12 protein-coding genes are annotated in these 18213 nt (G+C 42.2%); 3 read left to right on the forward strand and 9 right to left on the reverse strand.

The annotated features are described in order from the left end of the window. Nucleotides 1-1492: 1492 nt before the first annotated feature. Nucleotides 1493-1726, reverse strand: coding sequence for a DUF3363 domain-containing protein (locus H3S83_RS07860; protein ID WP_198239686.1), 234 nt, complete (start codon nucleotides 1724-1726; stop codon nucleotides 1493-1495). A 46-nt stretch (nucleotides 1727-1772) separates the two neighbouring features. On the opposite strand from H3S83_RS07860, the gene H3S83_RS07865 reads away from it, so the two are divergent. Further along, nucleotides 1773-1922: a hypothetical protein gene (locus H3S83_RS07865; RefSeq protein WP_198239360.1), complete on the forward strand. Its 150-nt coding sequence runs from the start codon at nucleotides 1773-1775 to the stop codon at nucleotides 1920-1922. An 815-nt stretch (nucleotides 1923-2737) separates the two neighbouring features. Beyond that, entirely contained in the window at nucleotides 2738-4459 is a 1722-nt protein-coding gene (locus tag H3S83_RS07870; protein ID WP_246741728.1) for a ShlB/FhaC/HecB family hemolysin secretion/activation protein, read from the forward strand. Between the two features lie 141 nt (nucleotides 4460-4600). On the opposite strand, the gene H3S83_RS07875 is transcribed toward H3S83_RS07870, so the two are convergent. Beyond that, nucleotides 4601-5059 (reverse strand): invasion associated locus B family protein, encoded by a 459-nt coding sequence (locus tag H3S83_RS07875; RefSeq protein ID WP_198239362.1) that lies wholly within the window; start codon nucleotides 5057-5059, stop codon nucleotides 4601-4603. 232 nt (nucleotides 5060-5291) lie between these two features. Between H3S83_RS07875 and H3S83_RS07880 the strand changes: the two genes are divergently transcribed. Continuing rightward, on the forward strand, nucleotides 5292-5621 hold the full coding sequence (locus H3S83_RS07880) for a hypothetical protein (RefSeq protein WP_198239363.1): 330 nt from the start codon (nucleotides 5292-5294) through the stop codon (nucleotides 5619-5621). 5 nt (nucleotides 5622-5626) lie between these two features. Here H3S83_RS07880 and H3S83_RS07885 read toward each other — a convergent pair whose 3' ends face one another. From H3S83_RS07885 to H3S83_RS07915, 7 genes are all read right to left on the reverse strand, one after another. Beyond that, on the reverse strand, nucleotides 5627-5899 hold the full coding sequence (locus tag H3S83_RS07885; protein WP_198232751.1) for a hypothetical protein: 273 nt from the start codon (nucleotides 5897-5899) through the stop codon (nucleotides 5627-5629). A gap of 435 nt (nucleotides 5900-6334) precedes the next feature. Beyond that, complete coding sequence (locus H3S83_RS07890) at nucleotides 6335-14635, reverse strand: hemagglutinin repeat-containing protein (protein ID WP_370541368.1); 8301 nt, start codon at nucleotides 14633-14635, stop codon at nucleotides 6335-6337. A gap of 186 nt (nucleotides 14636-14821) precedes the next feature. After that, entirely contained in the window at nucleotides 14822-15421 is a 600-nt protein-coding gene (locus H3S83_RS07895) for an invasion associated locus B family protein (protein ID WP_246741729.1), read from the reverse strand. Nucleotides 15422-15646: 225 nt separating this feature from the next. Further along, nucleotides 15647-15865, reverse strand: coding sequence for a hypothetical protein (locus H3S83_RS07900; protein WP_198239365.1), 219 nt, complete (start codon nucleotides 15863-15865; stop codon nucleotides 15647-15649). A gap of 164 nt (nucleotides 15866-16029) precedes the next feature. Further along, nucleotides 16030-16779: a hypothetical protein gene (locus tag H3S83_RS07905; protein ID WP_198239366.1), complete on the reverse strand. Its 750-nt coding sequence runs from the start codon at nucleotides 16777-16779 to the stop codon at nucleotides 16030-16032. Between the two features lie 304 nt (nucleotides 16780-17083). Beyond that, nucleotides 17084-17233, reverse strand: a complete 150-nt coding sequence (locus H3S83_RS07910; protein WP_210327920.1) for a hypothetical protein — start codon at nucleotides 17231-17233, stop codon at nucleotides 17084-17086. Nucleotides 17234-17528: 295 nt separating this feature from the next. Next, on the reverse strand, nucleotides 17529-18008 hold the full coding sequence (locus H3S83_RS07915; protein ID WP_198224439.1) for a thermonuclease family protein: 480 nt from the start codon (nucleotides 18006-18008) through the stop codon (nucleotides 17529-17531). Nucleotides 18009-18213 lie beyond the last annotated feature (205 nt).

The following is an 18213-nucleotide window of genomic DNA, read 5'->3' on the forward strand; positions in this document are numbered from 1 at the left end:
TTGAGACAAAGACCTGCCAAAATAGCAAATAGAACTCCCGTTATAATGAAGCCAAGTCCTCAGTTTTCTATATGTGCAATTATGCCCGAGAGCATAAAACCTAGAACTTCCTCCATGCGGGCTAGAAGTCACCACATTCTAAGCAGTTTAGAATAGTGCGTGTCGTGCCCAAACTCTCGATGCAATAAGACGGAATAAGTGGGCGCGACAAAGTCCGCTCTAATACCTTGCAAAAACGGGTTAATACCAGATATTCAATCTTTGTGGCCGCAGCGCATAAGAATGAACAGATGCAAAGTGTGACTGATAATAACCTAAGAATTTTCTTGGACTTATGTATTGAACTAATTTTTAAGTAGGGAGTAAAAAGGCTCCAAATGCCAATCCATCCGATGCATTAAATATTTCCATATATTTATCGTTTATTTTATATTATGATGCTATCATATATATTATCGTAATATTTTACATTATTATTCTCTGTGATTATTATAATATAAAAATGTTAAAAAATTAATTTGTACGGCATATATGTTACAGATCAGAACTATATTGTTCAAGAATTTATCTTATACGAATGCTGAATAAATGATATTAATAAAATCGGATTATTTATTAAAAAAATAATAAATCGTATCGGTAGTAAGCTCGCTATCGTATCACTGCCACCCGTGCCTCTGAAAACGTACTGGACAAAGCTCTAAATGCCTTATCATTGTATAGTCACAAGTTTAGCCTGATCCCAATCTTCGTCCTGACTTGGCCTACACAAAAACAGCACACGCAAAGCCTGACACAATTTTTATAGTTAATAACCTCGTTTTCGTCCGGATAATAGACATGTCTAAAAGCAAGTCGATAGGTCAGCTAACTTCATTAAAAATCACAGATTTCAACGACATTATTCCTACTAGTGTTAGCGAATCCACAACTGCGTACGTCATTTAAATATATAATCCATTGAAGCACACGTGATTGGTCTTTCTTGATCGTATTTTCTGTTATATAAAAATGCCAAATGTGACTACTTTTTCTGTAACTATTGTATCATTTTATCTCCACAAAAAGCTTATCTAGAACAAGCATAGGCTTGAATAATAATAAGCTGATAGGATTAGCTTGATGCATTATTCGTGCTGTCTAGAATATCCGTCAGAAGAGAGGAAGAATTGTCCAACACGTTAGAACGCCGAGGATCTTTAATCCTTCTAATATCCAACGTGTAGACTGCTAGTAATGGTTTCGACTGTGTATACTTACGCCTTTCACAGGAGCAAATTTCGTGTGTGAAAGGCAAAAAATCGCCCCCATTCAGCACCAGTTGCACATAAAAACTATTTTGATTAAATATATAAGTCTATGGATGCTAATTTATAAAAATCATAATTGCCACAAATTTCATAAAAATGGATAGTTATGATGACAAGCCTCTTTGCTCGTCGGGACTCTGTTCAATCCCGCCGGTGGCTCTTTCAATTCCACTGATATACTGTCAAGTTTTTTCTGCATCGCCGACGCCGACAGCACAGGCTGGAAGCTGCGACCGTTGTCGAGCATGGCATAGCCCCCCAGAGGCAAACGCGTACTGCTGCCGATATATGCCATGGACGGCCTCTCCGACAACCACTGACTGATAAGGCAAGCCGGTCTTGTAACTGATTGTTTTACAAAGATCACTGATCTCTTTTTCTTTCAGTGTTGTAATGAGGTTACCGGTAGGTGCGATCTAGTTGCCCTATGTTCTCGTTATCCCCAGTTGTTCAAGTTATTCCATGCGTGAGTCGATCGCACCGGAATATCAAGCCGAAGTCCAGGCGCAAAGCAATCAAGGCTTCGACGGCTTCACCATCATCCCCGCAAAACACCTGCAACAGCGAAAACATTTCAAAAATGAGATATCTGGGGATCCGAATACTGGATAATAATGCTTTTAAAACAAGCCATTAAGAAAACAGTTATTTGACTTTTTAATTTTAAAAACTTTGGTAGTCACGGTAATGTTGCAAAGAAAAAGTCTTACAAGAAAATTTATGAGGCCGTTAAACCTCCTATTAAACCTTCTTTGATGGCGCATTGATTTTACTGAGGTCGATCGCAGTTGGCCTTTAGGAATGTCCATTTGAGTTTTTGACACGTCCCAGCACAAGCTAAATGCCCAAGGCGCCATTTTGTTGACTCTCCCCCACTACTTACTGCCAACAACACAAACGGTCACATTAGGATTACAGCCAACAACAAAGTAAGCATAACCTCAATATCATCAAATGACATCAACGTATTGCCCATAACCACATTCTTCCATATTCATATCTGATATGAATTGAAGGAAGATCACCGACCGCCTTGATCTTGCAAACTGAGGGTTTGCTGCCATGTTTTACGACGATGTACTGATTGGGGCAGAAATTTTAGCCGTTATTGTTGCTGTCCCGGAGACATCAACGAGTCCACATGTGGAGTGCAACATTTGATTTTTTTAAAGCTAATTGATGTCGGCTCCAATTTCTTTCATGAAGGTCCAAAAGAGCGTTTTGAAGCCAAGCATTTTCGCAGCGTTTTGTTGATATTTTATGAATATCAGAAAAATATATTTGTATTTTCTATCATTGCGTATTTTACGTTGGAAAATGATTCAATACTAAAGCATTTACGAATACTATGTGTCATAAACACGGACAGTTTCGCAAGGTCTTATTGGCCGAGTTCAGGATGTTGAGTACCATTGGGGAGTGGAAACTTGTTAAAAACATACCAAAAATACGGACTTTTCTTTTTTGCCAGTGCTATTTTATCTGTATCTGCTGCTAATGCTCAGTCACCAGCTGATGATTTTGCACGGCGTCAGGCCGAGCAACAAAAGAAACAGCAGATAGAAACTTTGCGCAAGTTTACACCTCAAGGTAACGAAACTCCAAGGTTGGAACAGGCCATCATGCCAAGCGATGGTACGTGTTTTGATATTGATCACGTAACGGTTGAAGGAGCAAAGAAAGTATCCGTTGGTGCGATTGATAAAATCACCAATCCCTATACCGGTCACTGTATTGGCATTGCTGATATACAAAAAATTATGAAGGATTTGACCAATCTTTATCTTGATAAAGGTTATGTCACAGCCAGACTTTATATTCCACCACAAGACATCAAAAAATCGCGGTTGCTCAAGTTCGTTGTCGAAGAAGGAATCCTCAGCGACATTTATTATAATGGAAAACCAGTTAGCCCGTATGACGGCGTGATCATGAGCTCCATGCCTCGTATGAAGGGTAAGGTCATGAATATGCGTGATGTCGAACAGGGTTTAGACCAGATGAACCGGTTGGCATCGAATAATGCCAAGTCAGATATATTACCTGGCAAAGAGCAAGGTGAGACTATCCTCAATGTGACCAACCAGCCGAACAAACGATGGCAAATCAACCTTTCTCATGACAATCTTGGACAAGATTCTACTGGCTTTGCGCGCTATAATGCCAATCTTACTCTCGACAACGTTCTGAAAATTAATGATCTTTGGAATTTTGGTTATCAACGTACACAAAGAGACTATTGGAATGACAATGATCTCGACGGCAACAGTAATAGCTATTCCGGCAGCGTCAGTATACCGAACGGATATTGGACTTTTAATGTCAGCGGCTACTACTATGAATATAAATCAACCGTGCCAGGCAATTTTGGTCCGATCAATACGTCAGGTGATTCAAGCGAATTGCGTGGATCCGTTGGCCGCTTACTCTATCGCGACAACAAATCTTTGACAACACTAAATGTTGGCTTGGCATACAAAGAAACAAACAACTTCTTGCTTGGTAATAAAATCGAAGTCGGCAGCCGTATGTATACGGTTGCCAATATTGATCTGTCACATTCCAGACAAATGTTGGATGGAACATGGACATTCGACTTAAATTATATGCAAGGCTTGGATTGGTTTGGTGCCGTAAAAAAACATGATCCGGGTGCCGGTGATGCTGACCCAGAATTTTCAAAATTCGTAGGAACAATTAGTGTTGCGACGCCTTTCAAGATCAAAAATCAGAATTTTATTGTCAATAACCTTCTGGTTGGTCAATATAGTCCCGATAATCTCTTTGCTGCAGAGCAGATATCCATTGGCAGCTATTCCAATGTCAGAGGTTCGCGTGATAGTCTCCTCTATGGCAATAATGGCTTTTTTACCCGCAATGAAATTGCATGGCGAACTGTTCCATGGGGCAACAATGCAACATTGGTGAGTGCATTGGGTGAATTCCGCCCTTATGTCGGTCTTGATTATGGTCAAGTCTTTGCCCAGGCCGATTGGGGCTTTGAAGATGAAAATCTGTCAAGTTGGACTGCCGGTGCGAAATTTGTCGGAGGTAGGATCAATCTGGACGCCGGTTATTCAGAGATTTTTTCTGGTACGGTCTTGAAGAACACCGGCATGGCTTTTGCCAGCGTGTCTTTAACCTTTTAGAGCGCTTTGAACTTCCCTTTATTTAATAGAGAGCTAAATTTTTATTTCGAAAATGCATGATGGCGAGAGTGGCAGCGTTACATTCATTATCTTCCTCCGCCATATGAATCAATGACGAATAGATAGATGGAATACAAACTGTTATTTGGAATTTTTGCTTACCTCATCAAGCGCAGCTGATATGCCTTTGAGTGTAAATTCTACCGTTACAGGTTGTCCGGTAATCATACGGAATTTTGCTTGTGCAATCTTGCCTTTTCTTAAAGCGTCGATTGTCTTTTGATCTAGTATTTGTTGTGACCAGCATCCGGCTTCATTGCATGTGTTGAAGGGTGCTTTTAAAGCAGATTTCCCATCAATCTTATATTCAAGTTGGTCAGGTAGATAAATGTTGAGTGGGCCGATATTTGTCATTGCGAGTTGTTGTTTTGCATTTTCATTGGATATCATTGTCAATGACAATGTGAGAATGGTAACGGCTATATCTGTTTCTTGTATTTGAGCAATACGAATGATTTCACATTGCTTCGACGAAGTAACATCGCTGACAGCTTCAGATTCGATACAGCGCAATCGCCAATCACCAAATTCTTTGGTCATTATCTTTTCTTGTGGTGTTTCTATCTCTTTTTGTTCTTGTGAGTTTGCAGTCCCTACTAGACAAATAGTAGTTATCAGAGAACCTAAAAACCTATTTATTATAGTCGTCATATGATATCTTTCATCACAATGTTTTCAAGATTTTTGTTGTTTTATAAATATTATTCTTATACTAATAGCTGTCACTTCATTCAATTAGGCGGACTATTTTACGCGTAACGTTTTATTGTTTATGCCACTTGTTACACTTTTGGGCGGCTGTTGGTTTTTAACCAATATCCCTGCTAAAATACAGGAAGCATGGCGAGGTCGGCCAATCAGTGATTTACAAAAAGCCATCGAGCCAGGTGGTGGTTTCAGCGTGGATGAAAAGGGCGAAAAATATTATTACCGACAAAAAGAAGGCAACTTCTTGGTAACTGGTTCAGGTAATCCGCTCGGGGGCTATGTTACTAAATCATGTGAATTGCGTGTATATGTTGATAATGAGGACAAGATCACAAGATTTGTCACTTATAATAAAGGACTGAATTGCGCCCATTATAGTTCGGATTTGAAATAGTGGGGTTATCTACATTTATAAGGGCTTTCACTCTTTAATTCTTTTCCGCTATGAATATCCGTAATGTGGACGGTGGCTCCGGGGTTGTTGGCGCAAATTGCATTTCTCATCGTATAAATCATGCGTCCTTCAGCATAAATTTCAGACTTTTCCATAATCGGCTTACCTGCTTGATCGACTGCGGTGACTTTGTAGTCACCGCTCATTGTCAAACAACCACTTATGAAGATAGTCGCCATAGATATTGATGCGATACCGATTGTCTTCATTTTCATCATGTTTTCTCCCGATTAGGGCTCACATACTTGCAGATGCTCGTCTTTCCATTCTTTGCAATAAGTACTATTCACTCTTCTCGAAACACTGCGGGAGGGAATAACCGCATTCGGTTTACAAGCAGGCAGGTTCTCCTCCCTGAATGTATTGCAGACAACCCTACTGGCGGCGTGTTCCAAGGTCTTGAAACCGGATTTTCCATGCATTTTGTGTACATTATGACTTCATTATCAGTTAAATCATACCCCTGCGATGTAACATAATAAGGTGCAGGATATCCGCATTCCATGAGAGCTTTTTTGACCTCTAATTCATCAGCACCTTTTTTTGACATAAAGTTCGTGGATTGGTACCCGTGGCTGATCCAAGTGGCCAAGACTACAACCTGGCAAAATAGATATCAGAAGAATAGTGGTCATTTTTCTATAAATCATAACCTATCTCCCTGCTCGCACGTATACACCATGTGATGAACCAAATGAGTTACGACATTCACCAGAAGAGTTACCATAACAACCATGTGCGCTGAATCTACCAAGTAAGACATTCAGGATTTCCATAGTGTTATTACTGCCGCCAGGAATCTGTGTCATTGTTGTTGGATTTCCACCGACAAATGATCCGACAAAATCAACTTTATGATTTTCTACATATACACTATTACTTTTTCCTCCACTCAATTTATTCAAGAGTTCGGCCGCTTGTTTTGCGTTTGCCGCCGGTCCATAAAACTTCAGCTCAGTATTGGCAAGTAGTTCATTTTGATTCTTACCTAATGATCTCATTGCATTGAGAATAGTCATGGACCCTCGACTGTGGCCATACAATATCAATCCGTCACTACCAAACTGTTGTTGTAGTTGACGTGCTGTTAATGCAGAATCAGTCATTCCCCAAAAATTATTTTCAAGAACTTTTTGATAACCAGCTACTAATAGTTCACCGATTTTGGTATCTGCTGGCGGGAACCATTTTATATAAATTGGCCCAGCGGTAGGATCGTTGATAAGTTCGATACCATATGATACGGCACGATCTTCTGGAGTATTAATACCATTGAAATAAACACGAACTTTATTGTTTTTACCTGCTTGCAATGATGCTTGCTGCTCTGGCGTTAAACGATAATAAATAGGATTACCACTTTTATCTCTCAGGACTCTGCCTTCAGCGTCTGTCAAAACGCCGTCCATTGGCTGTTCTGTTTTAAACAGAGTCTTATATGCATCATCAGTATATTGAACACCCAATTTAAACAAGTCTTGCATTAAAGCTTGTTCTTCAGCTGCTTTTTTAGCCAGCTTTTCGGAATCAATTTTTTCTGCCGGCGTGTTTGCATTGGCAACATCACGATTCAGCATTGCGATTGTGTCATTAGCGCCATGACCAGTTAAAGCTCGCTGCTTGTCTTCATCAGTTATGACAATTGTACCACTACTTATTACTGATTTTGTTTGACCAAAATTAGATTCTGATGCTTCACCTTTATTCATCAGACTGCCGACAATAGTTTTAGCAATACCGTATTTACCCTGATCCAATGCCCCTGCTGGGAGCATAATGCCGCCAGTTTCAGCTTTTGCTGACGCATGGTTTTCTATATCGCTCGTTGTTAATGAACCAGTTTCTAACCGATTTTTATTGGCATCAGCTGTACTAGTTATAGCGCCGCCCTTAAGACCAGTATTTTTCTTTACTTTTAGGTCAAATCCTCCATTGCCCGCAACGATTCCTGATTGCTCAACAACGCTGGCATAGTCACTTTGGGATTTTTTATATTGCCATTCACCGCCTATACCAGCTGATCCATTATTGACAGATATAGTGTCTAATTTGCTATGAGAAGACGCAGTGTCTTGCATGCTCTCTATGTTCAGATCTCCGCCAATATCCGCTTTAACACTTTCGCCCATAACGACAGCGCCTTTAAGATTGGTATCATTGCCGGATTTTAAACTAATATCACCTGTTCCAACGACATGACTATTCACATTGAAAATACCATCAGATTTTAAGTTGCCATGAGTAAAATTAGCATTGGCCGTTGGCGTACCATTAAGTTCTATCCCTATGCCTCCCCCATAAGATGATGATTTTCCCGAAGTGCTTTGAGTGCCTAATGCGCTGATAAGATTGATATCCTTGCCAGCAGTCAAGTTTATATCACCGGCTTTGTCATCACCCAAAAGGTTCCAGATAGTATTTCTGCCAGCACCAATCTGAACACCTACACCATTAATGTCTCCATTATCGGCATTAATGTTGACGGAACGACCACCTTCAATTGTAGTAACTACAGGAGAAGAGGTAGATTGATTCATCTCAGTTTTTGATTTCTGGAAACCAACTGTAAGAGAACCACTTATTAGGTTGCCCTTGTCAAGTATACTTGGGCCATCCTTTTTACCTGTTTTACCGATAGATTTATCGTTAAGGCCTGTCCCATGCGCCAACGCATTGATATCTTCAAAGGTACCACTAATTCGACCATTACCAGTTTGACCATTATAGATACCTGCAGCAATATTGAGAAGACCATTTTTGTCTGTTCCGGCATTCTTGAAATCCTCAACGGCTTTATTGATACTTTGAATGCCTTGCAGGGTGCCACTTTCAACCGACATTGTGATGCCAGCAAAAAGCTTTTCATGCATTTCTTTATAATTGGTCACATCGTTAGCTGCGAGAAGATTGACGTCATTAGTGGCATGGATGTTAACGTCACGCATAGCACTGACATCTGCTGCCTGTATATTAACATCATTACCTGCTTTCATATTCACATCATTGCCTGCTCGTAATCCGGATTTTGCATTGATTGCCGCATCACTCGATTTCGAATCTTTTGTAGAGTTATAACCTAACCCAATTGATGCTCCCGTATCTGAATGGGATAGTTGTACACCAATGCCTGATTTTGTTTTAGTTTCACTTTGTGCATAACTTTCCTTACCGGGAAGCACGTTGATGTCTCTTGCTGCATCAAGATTGATGTCATTTTGAGCAATCACATTGCTACCGACAATATTCACATCGCTATCGCGCGCTGTGATGTTGACATTGTTGCCAGCAGAAATGTTCGAACTGACATTGACTGTTGTCTCAGAAGTTTGGGTTTTGCCTTCCTTGCCCCATATTGAGTAGAACCCATCGCCAGAGCCGACACCGAAACCTGATTTTTTCTTAGTAGCGGAGGCATTGTGATCTTCCTGCGCTCCAATGATAGAAACACTACTACCTTCCATATTAACGTCGTTGACAGCATGAATATTTGATCCAGCAATCGCAATATGCTCACCAGCACCAAGGTTAATATTGCCTGATGCACCCAGGTTTGAACTTATCGCATATTCGTCGTAACTGGTTGTTTTTTTACTGCCACTACTCAAGAAGCCTTTATCGCTTTTACTATCGCTCATCGCCAGACTTGATGTCTCGGATGAGATGATAATGTTATTGCCAGCCTTAATATTGATATCAGCCTTATTATCTTCCGTTCCGGCGACGATAGCAGAACCCGCTATCGTGGTATTTTGTCCGGATTGGATATTAACGCCTTTATCCCCACTGATGAAAGAACCATTATAAATTACAGCATCTCTACTCTTATCGCTTGTGTGTTTGCCACCGCCGAACGTACCGCCGTCCTCTTCCATATGGAATCGAGATTGTTGGGTATCCTGTGAAGCCAGAATATTGATGTCACCTGTAGTTTTCAGACCAACTTTGCCATCGGCATCAACGCTGGAGCCGATAATATTAAGATTATGATCTTTACCATCCAACCCCGCTATAGCGGTGACATTACCCCCGGATGTAATAGAGGAACCGACTGCCGTCGTGCTATGACTTTCGCCCTGCGCTATCTCACCATTCACGCTGCTGTTATGGGAATCGGCCATAGCGACAACACTGATGTCGCCTTGAGCCTGCACGCCAATATTGCCACCGGCTTTCAGATCGGATGCACCGATAAGAATATTTTGACCTGCCTCAATGCCCATATCATTCTTAGCTGAGACAGATGAACTTACATTTTTCGTCGTATCATAAGCGACGGTACCATCTTTTGTGGCACTTGTTTCTTGTGTCGCAACAATCGCCACATTCTCACCGGCCTTGATACCAAGCGAGCCACTCGAATCAACATTTGATCCGGCTATGGTAATATTCTTGTCCGCTGACAGAGACATGGAACTGCCAGACGATACTTGTGAACTCTGTTGAACCGTTGTTTTGTCAGTGCCCGATTGAATCGTTCCATTTGACGATTGGATGGTCAAATTACCTCTATCGGCCAACATCGCAAGCTGGCCATCGGCACGAACGCGGCTGCCTTCAATATTAATATCCTGATTGGCCTTGACCTGAAGATCCATGCCTGCTTCAACATTTGAGCCTTGGACACTTTCCGAACCATTATTGGTTGTTTTGGCGGCGCCGACATTGACGTTTTCCCCATAAATACCGAGGCTGCCGCCAGCCTTGGCATCCACACCATTCAGATCAACATTCTTTTCAGCCTGAATAATAGCTGTACCGCCCGCATCAATCGCTTGTGTCCTGTTGATGACCGTTTGACCATTCCTGGTCGATGTCACCGCATCCAACTGGATATTACCAGTAGATGCTAACAATAGGTCACCCTTTGCAGCAAAACCACCGCCTTTGGATAAGATTTCCTTGCCTTCCAATTTCAAGCTGGTATTCGACGCAATCAGCCCCGAATGGGTCAGATTGTCAGCAGTGATGTTAACACTGCCGCCTTCAATTTTTGCACCCGATGAAACGACACTTGACCTGTCCTTGGCCGAGACATAGAGAACCGGAGCATAGACATCCACACCGTTTATATTCTGCTTGACGTAAACAACAACCGACTGATCAAGATTAGCGACCTGTTCGGGCGTCAAAGGTTCACCAAAGACAAGACCGTTCTTAACGCTGTAATCGGCACCGGCATCAAGAAGGGCTTTCATCTGGTCAATCACGTCATTACCCGGGACAAAAGACCCTTTGCCAAGCCCTTGCCCGACAAGATCACGCATCTGCTTGTCAATCAGCTGGTTCTCAAAATAGGCATCGCCCAAGAAAACAATTTGCTTATCGGGTTTGTAACCAACACGATCAAGATAATAACCGGATCCATAGAATTTACCGACATCCAGAAAGTCTGCTCGCGTTTCATAAATAAAACTCTGGTTGGGGAGCGTTCCTCCAAAACCGCCTGAATTCGGTTTAGGAGCTGGTAATTGCATGCCCGGATTAAAATTAGGTGCACTGATATTGGCGTTTGATTTAAATAATGCACCGCCTGCTGTCAAACCTTTCAAAGCGTCCAAGGGATTGCCTGATACTGGCTTGGCTTCAAAATGTGCACTGCCCGTAATAGAACCCTCTGCAGCCAAATTATTCAAGGTTCCGACATTCATTGTCAGTAAATCGCCGGCCTTAATGGTTGAATTGACTGAATCAACCACTTCAGAGCCTAGATAACCTACTTCACCATTGTTGATGTATTCGCCTGTCTTGTTGCCATTAGCATCATAGACGAAACATGTATCTCCCGCACCACAATACATGTACTTAGTGCGGTAGAGCGTCATGCCTATATTATTGACGGTATCAGCTATAATTGAGGCTTTGCGAGCTGCTTCTATGTTGCTGTAAGAATTATCAATCGTGGTGGCATCAATAGACATATCACCTTTGGATTGGATCATCCCCTGGATAGTAGGCTTATCGGTAAAAAATTGAACATCATTCTGCTGTTGCATGAAGGCATTGGTATTGAACCCATACCAGATCTTGCCTTTACCGGAATTTCTATCAATTTCGTTCCACGTAAAGGCTTTATAGATTTTTCCATCAACTTGGAGATCACCATAGGTTTGTTCCTTGGTCTTCCAAAGGGGAACTTGGAGCCAAGTTTTATCGCAACCATTACTACATCCACCTGCCCCCCATGGCAACTCATCCTCGTGTTCGGGTTGATAAAGAAGGAGTCCGCGCATGTCAGACACACCGTAATTGTATAGTTCATTATTTTTATCCGGGCGTGCAAATTTGATTCGCTCACCATATTCCTGATACTTTGACCAAGTCGGAGCTTTATCGGCTTCATTCTTTAAATACGATGTTAAAATAGCCAAGTTGTTGCCTGACTGGATAAGACCGGCTTTGTTGACGATGGTAGTTGTCCGCCCATTCCCTGCGCGATTGGCGAACGTCAAATTATTACCGGACATGATAGCACCGTAATCAATTGTTACAGTACCATCAACATAGATGTAACCATCACGGCCTGCGAAAATTAGACCGCTCTGATGATTTGTCAGAGTATTTGATACATAGAACTTCAAATCATTGCCTGAAGCGATAACACCGTTATTGTCAATATCGGCTATATTGATGGACAAATCATTTTCAGCGCGAATATCTGTGTATTCATCAGCCACAAGAGAAGGCAGATTTAGCGTGATATCACCAGAGCCGCCGTTTTTGGTAATCGCATTCAGTGAAGCGTTTCGTGCGTTGAGCTTGTTCTTCCCGTTGAGGTTTAAGCCGCCATAGATGAGTTTGCTGTTTAAAACATTGATATCATTGGCGTTGAGTGTGAGTGTACGTGCTGTCTGGATCTTGGCGCGGTTGTTGCTAAGATCCAGAGATAACGCCGTTAATGTGATATTGCCCGCTGCTGCTGTTGCATTCTGAATGCTGATAACCCCCTTGTCGGATGTAATATTCGCATTGCCATAGCTGGCCAAATTGCCATAGTTGAGATCATTGACCGCATGAAGCACCATATCACCGGCACTGAGCAACTGTTTGGCATTGATGGCATCGGCTGCATTGATCATCAGCTTGCCGTGATCTTTCAGGAAGATATCGCCTGTCGACGAGTTCTGCGAAGCGTCCATATCCATACCGCTCAGAACAAGCCCTGCATCAAGCCTATCAATATCCAAAGTAACATCACTGCCGGACAACAGAGAATTGAACGTCAAGCTTTTTGATCGGATAGTTGATACTCCATCTGCCATCAATCTATCAAAACTGACAGCATTGGACTGGCCACGTTCGGCCTTGATCGCAACACCACCTTGCGAAGACAATATAGTACTGCTAATGGCAACATCCTGGCCTGTATCCAACTCAATGTCATTATTGGCATAGATATTGCCGCTCTTGATGCTGCCGCTGCCGGTTTTGACTGTCAGACCTCCCTGCTTGCCCAAAGTCAGATTACCGCTCTTATCCGTTGCCGCCATATCCATACCAGCAATGAAATTAAGTGCAGCTACATTGTGCCCAATTGCAGCGTTAATATTGGCTTGTGCTATGACATTGCCAATGACATTGAGGTCTTGACCGGCTTGGAGTGTCATATTGTTGAAGCTGATCAGAGTACCGGCATTGATCGAGCCTTTATCAGCCCAGATCACCAGATCTCCACCACCAGCTTTGACGCCATTCTTGGCGTTAATATCACCACTTTCGGCATGAAGTCGCGCTTGACCATCAGCAATAGCAGCTAGAACGTCAATACCATTGGCTGCCACTAAATCCATAGCACCACCAGAGGCGACCTGATTGGCCTTGATCAAGTCACCTGACTTGAAGCCAAGCTTGCCATTAACGATTGCATCACCCTCAATCGAGAGCAAGCCTGCACCGGAATCCACCATCAAATCGCCATCGGCACCGATTGTTTCAAGCGTAATACCATCATTAGCCTTGATCTCGACATTCTTCTTTGATGTGATCTTCTTCGCTGCCACTGTTTTGCTGCGGCTTGCAACATCGACACCTTCGCGGCCAGAAGCATTATTGAGGCTGATCTTGCCATCAGCTGAAAGTATCAGTTGACCGACATTAGCAGCCATATCGTTACGCATCCGAACGCCAACGCCCTTTTCCGTGGCAATCACCTTGATGCGGTCACCTTGCAGCGCGCCAAGCGCAGAACCGTCAATCGCATATTCCGGCTTACCGGCAATATCATAGAGTTCTTTCATTTCGCGCGAGGCATAATCAAACTTGCCTGTTCCAGCAGTGATGCCAACATCATGACCGGCAACAGCACCATCAAGATGCACAGATCGCGATACAATATCGAATATATCTACCGAGCCTTTGCCGGATGCCAGATTGGCACCTTTCTCACCAATGGTGACATCACCGCCACGAACATCAAAGCCCGTCAGAGAACCATCGAGACCAATCTGCGGAATACCTGTCGTCAATGTCGCGCGCGGTGTATTGATAAAACCGCAGCCATTACAGGTAACACCATTAGGATTAGCAATAATCACATCGGCCTTGCGACCGAACACTTCTGCTGGCCCGTTCAGCGCAGAACGATTGCCGCTTGTCACTTCATTGAGGATGACCGAGGCCGAACCGGACTGACGAAGATTCGGGTTGCCAGGCATAACACCGCCAAGCTGCGACGTCCCGACCTCACCATTGAGGTTGTTGAGAATCAGGCCGGGATTATCAACATTAAATTCATGATACTTGTTATGGGAAAGCCCTGAGCCGTTCGGCGTCGCAATATCAATCGACGGCACTCCATTAGGAGCGGCATTGATATTCGGGCGATTATTGGCGCCGACATTGGGATCAACTGTCAAACCGCCGGCATGCACTAAAATCGGTTGAAAAATCAGCGATAGGCTCGCCGCACTGACTAGTAAGCTACGGCTGTATCTTCCCATATAATGCAATGTCGTCATCCAACTTTCACCTCGAAGTCCAATGATCGCCATAGTTTTTACCTTTCTGTCAGGTGGTCAGGCCTGATGCCTTTACTCCAAATATACAAATCCCCGATGGATCTGTGCTTAGATTGTCCAATAATAAAAATGCGGCAAAGACCAGTTTTACTAAAAAACCGGTTCTTTATTTCTATCTGCTAGCAATTAGTGCGTGTCATAACCATCACCCTTTTCGAGTGCAGCCAACGCTGCTGTCAAACCTTTGAGTGAAAATTTGATATTGACGTTGCGCCCATCGGCTAAGCGAAAATGGCCTTCACCTTCACCCCCTTTTTTCAAAACTGCTAGCGATTTTACATCCAGCTTCTGTTGCGCCCAGCAACCGGCTTGATTACAATTGCGATATTCAACCTTCAAGGTATCCTTACCATTGATGCTATAGCGGATACCGGCTGGTAGATTGACATTCAGCGGTGCAACACTTGTCATCAATAAATCAGGCTTGCCGCCTACTTTTGCAGGAGCAGTCATGGCAATCGCAATTGATAGCACCGTCACCGGCTGATCGCCCTGCATCACCTGTTGGATTTGCGCCACCTCGCACTGCTTGGTTGTTTTATTAGCCTCTCCGTTTGGTACTTCAATGCAACGATAGAACCAATCGTCAAATTTTTGAACGCTAGGTTCTGACACCACTTGTTGGGCTTGCTGTTGAGGCTGTGCGCTTTCCTGTCCATAAGATACGGAAAATGGTATCATGAGCAATAAAATACTCAATGTAGCGATTCTCATTCGCTTTGGCATTTACCAACCCCCACGTTGCAAAACTGTCTTTACATGATAATTTTAAGCTTATATAACATTTTTTAACGTTTAGAAAGTAGAAAATTTTGCATAACAATAACAATCAAATATGTTCAAAAATATATTTTTATCTCGACTCGGCTCTGGATCCAGAAATTGCCTGCATATTCAATTTCAACGGCAGTTATATTGACAAGCTCATCTTTTTCACAAATTTTAATCTCATTACTGGATACCCGGCAGCGTCTGAACCACCTGCACCAACGAAGAAGGCCGAGGATGATGCTTGATAAGAGTATCTGACATGCGTGTGGAATCTTCGCCCATCAGACCGGATTGTGCAGCAGCTTCTTTGATTATGCCGTTGATATGCGGCGCAATCAGCGTGCTGACAGCTGTAGATTCGATATAGCGCAATCGCCAATCACCAAATTCTTCGGTCATTATCTTTTCTTGTAGTGTCTCTAACTCTTTTTATTCTGATGAGTTTACAGCCCTACTAGAGTGATGAAGCTATCAGAGAACCTACAAACCTATTTGATAGGTGTCATTTGATATCTTTCATCACAATGCTTTTCACGATTGTTGTGTTTTATAAAACAGTTTAATTATATCTCGTAATAGCCTTTATAAAAATCTTTTGGCATTAAAGAGATTAATTCCGATGACCTTTCATGAAATTTATCAGGTTGGTTAACAATATCAAACATATCATTTGTAACAAAAATTGTTATATGATTTAGAGTTTCTTCTACTCTAAAACCGGCTTCTTTTATGATCGAAACGTCAATACTCTTATAGAGATCTTTTCTCAAAGACTGCGCCCAATAAGGAAAGGGAATATTAGGGTTATTCCACCTACCAAAAGAGGTTGTTTCATATTTAGGACGTTTCAATTCTCCCAAAGAATACATATGCAAACATGATAACTCGACATCATAAAACCAGTTTAATAGCTCCATATAAAAGTCCTGCCAATTAAAACTATCCAGGTTTTTATTTGTCAGCGGAAAATCAATCCTAAGACTACAAAGCCGCATAGGATGCGTTGGGTCAAAACTTCCAATTGAGAAATGACCACTATATTTAAATTGTTTACGTCTTCTGAAATAAAAACTATAAAATTTGGATAGTTTTGTTATTTCGTCGAATACTTCTTGTCTATTTGTCTTGAGCTTGTCATAAGAAAACGGATGACGAATGCGTTCAGGATCATCCGAAATAAATTCAACGCCAAGCCTTTCATCATATTGGCATAGCCATTCAATGAATTTTTCAAAAAAAACTTCCCTTTGTCCAGGCACTGTTGTGTTGGAAAAATACAACCTAATATGTGGTGGCTCTTCACCAAATTTCATAATTCCTCCAAATATAGTCAAGATTAAGGTAAAGGTATCTCTATCAGGCTCGGACCTCTACTATTGAAGATTCCGCCTTTTCCTCGATCAAAAGCATATACCTTACCGCCTACTTTCTTTATTGCATCTATAAGTTTAGTGTTTAATCTGTTCAGTGGATCAGTTCCGCGTTCTGCATCAATAATAAATTTATATTGAATGCCTTGATCTTTAGCAAGTTGGATTTTTGCTTAGAATTGCTTTTTATTTCTGAGGTAGCGAACATTTTTTAGTTCGGGAATAAAAATATTCACAGTAAAATCAGTTATTGTCCTGGCTGAGCCACCATCTTCCCATAAAGCCTATCTTCTGGCGTCTTAACCTCCTTCGCGATCTTGTCGGAGACATATTTGATGCCCTCGGCCGTATTCTCGGCAGCCTGCGCCGCGATGACAGAAACCTTGCTACCTTTCATGTTAATGTCGTTCACAACATGAATATTTGAACCGGCAAAGGCAATTATGCTCACCAGCATAAAGGTTGATACTGATTATTTAAATGCGAGCTTAATAGTTCAATACCCCTGCCTCCTATATGAGCGAATGACTTTCCGCCCGAAGGGGCTACCTGAAATAGCTATAAGGTGACGGCTCGATATGCGTCTCGCTATTGCGGGGACTAAAATTGCGCAAATAATCTATTATAACATATGGCAGTTTTCGCCCCCTCCTTGATGAAGGAAGACATTGATACTTAGCTCTTTTAAATTTTTATTTTTCAGTCAATTTCCACGGCGCAGCTTCGTTATGTTGCCAAACACCGCTCTTGTTTGATTGTGCCTGTTTTTCTGAAACGCCGTAAAAACCATTGGAATATTTCGGCCAATCAATAGCATAGCCGTTGCGAACCATCCAGCCTGCTATGTCATCCCCAGTTGAGGTATAGCAAATTGCAATCGTATTGCCTGAATTATCATTGCCACGCGGTTCGCAGCGCACAGGTTGCAATTCTGTCAGCCATTGCGAAAGTGCAGATGCGGCTTCTTTTCCGCAATCATAGCCGGCATCCTGACCATCTTTACATGTCTGGTTAAGTTCCGGAGCATCTACTCCCCACAATTTTATGCGTTGATTTTGAATTTCGAGTGTTTCCCCATCAATAACTTGGATAGCTCCGATTATTGCAGTACGGCTTTCAGCAAAGGCCGGCAATGTCATCACACAAAGCAAAATTGAAATGAGAAAGCGCATTATACACTCCATACCATCTTTCGAGACCTGAAACAGTCTAAGCGCATCCATTGTTAATTTAAATAATAAAATAAGGCCGAAAAAAGTTCCAATACCGTCTTTTATTGTAGAATTACGGATTGCCGAGTTGTCACGTTAAGGTGCATCAATCAGGATGACGAATATACCACGCACTTTCAGACTTATGTCCGTTTTTTTTGATTAT

The organism is Bartonella sp. W8122 (assembly GCF_016102485.1).
In the GTDB taxonomy this organism is placed as follows: domain Bacteria; phylum Pseudomonadota; class Alphaproteobacteria; order Rhizobiales; family Rhizobiaceae; genus Bartonella; species Bartonella apihabitans.

Bases quoted from the DNA above. Each gene is read 5' to 3' on its own strand.
- H3S83_RS07865 (WP_198239360.1), top strand. From the start codon at position 1,773: ATGCGTGAGTCGATCGCACCGGAATATCAAGCCGAAGTCCAGGCGCAA.
- H3S83_RS07875 (WP_198239362.1), bottom strand. From the start codon at position 5,059: ATGACCAAAGAATTTGGTGATTGGCGATTGCGCTGTATCGAATCTGAA.
- H3S83_RS07880 (WP_198239363.1), top strand. From the start codon at position 5,292: ATGCCACTTGTTACACTTTTGGGCGGCTGTTGGTTTTTAACCAATATC.
- H3S83_RS07885 (WP_198232751.1), bottom strand. From the start codon at position 5,899: ATGATGAAAATGAAGACAATCGGTATCGCATCAATATCTATGGCGACT.
- H3S83_RS07890 (WP_370541368.1), bottom strand. From the start codon at position 14,635: ATGACGACATTGCATTATATGGGAAGATACAGCCGTAGCTTACTAGTC.
- H3S83_RS07895 (WP_246741729.1), bottom strand. From the start codon at position 15,421: ATGCCAAAGCGAATGAGAATCGCTACATTGAGTATTTTATTGCTCATG.
- H3S83_RS07900 (WP_198239365.1), bottom strand. From the start codon at position 15,865: ATGACCGAAGAATTTGGTGATTGGCGATTGCGCTATATCGAATCTACA.
- H3S83_RS07905 (WP_198239366.1), bottom strand. From the start codon at position 16,779: ATGAAATTTGGTGAAGAGCCACCACATATTAGGTTGTATTTTTCCAAC.
- H3S83_RS07910 (WP_210327920.1), bottom strand. From the start codon at position 17,233: ATGAAAGGTAGCAAGGTTTCTGTCATCGCGGCGCAGGCTGCCGAGAAT.
- H3S83_RS07915 (WP_198224439.1), bottom strand. From the start codon at position 18,008: ATGCGCTTTCTCATTTCAATTTTGCTTTGTGTGATGACATTGCCGGCC.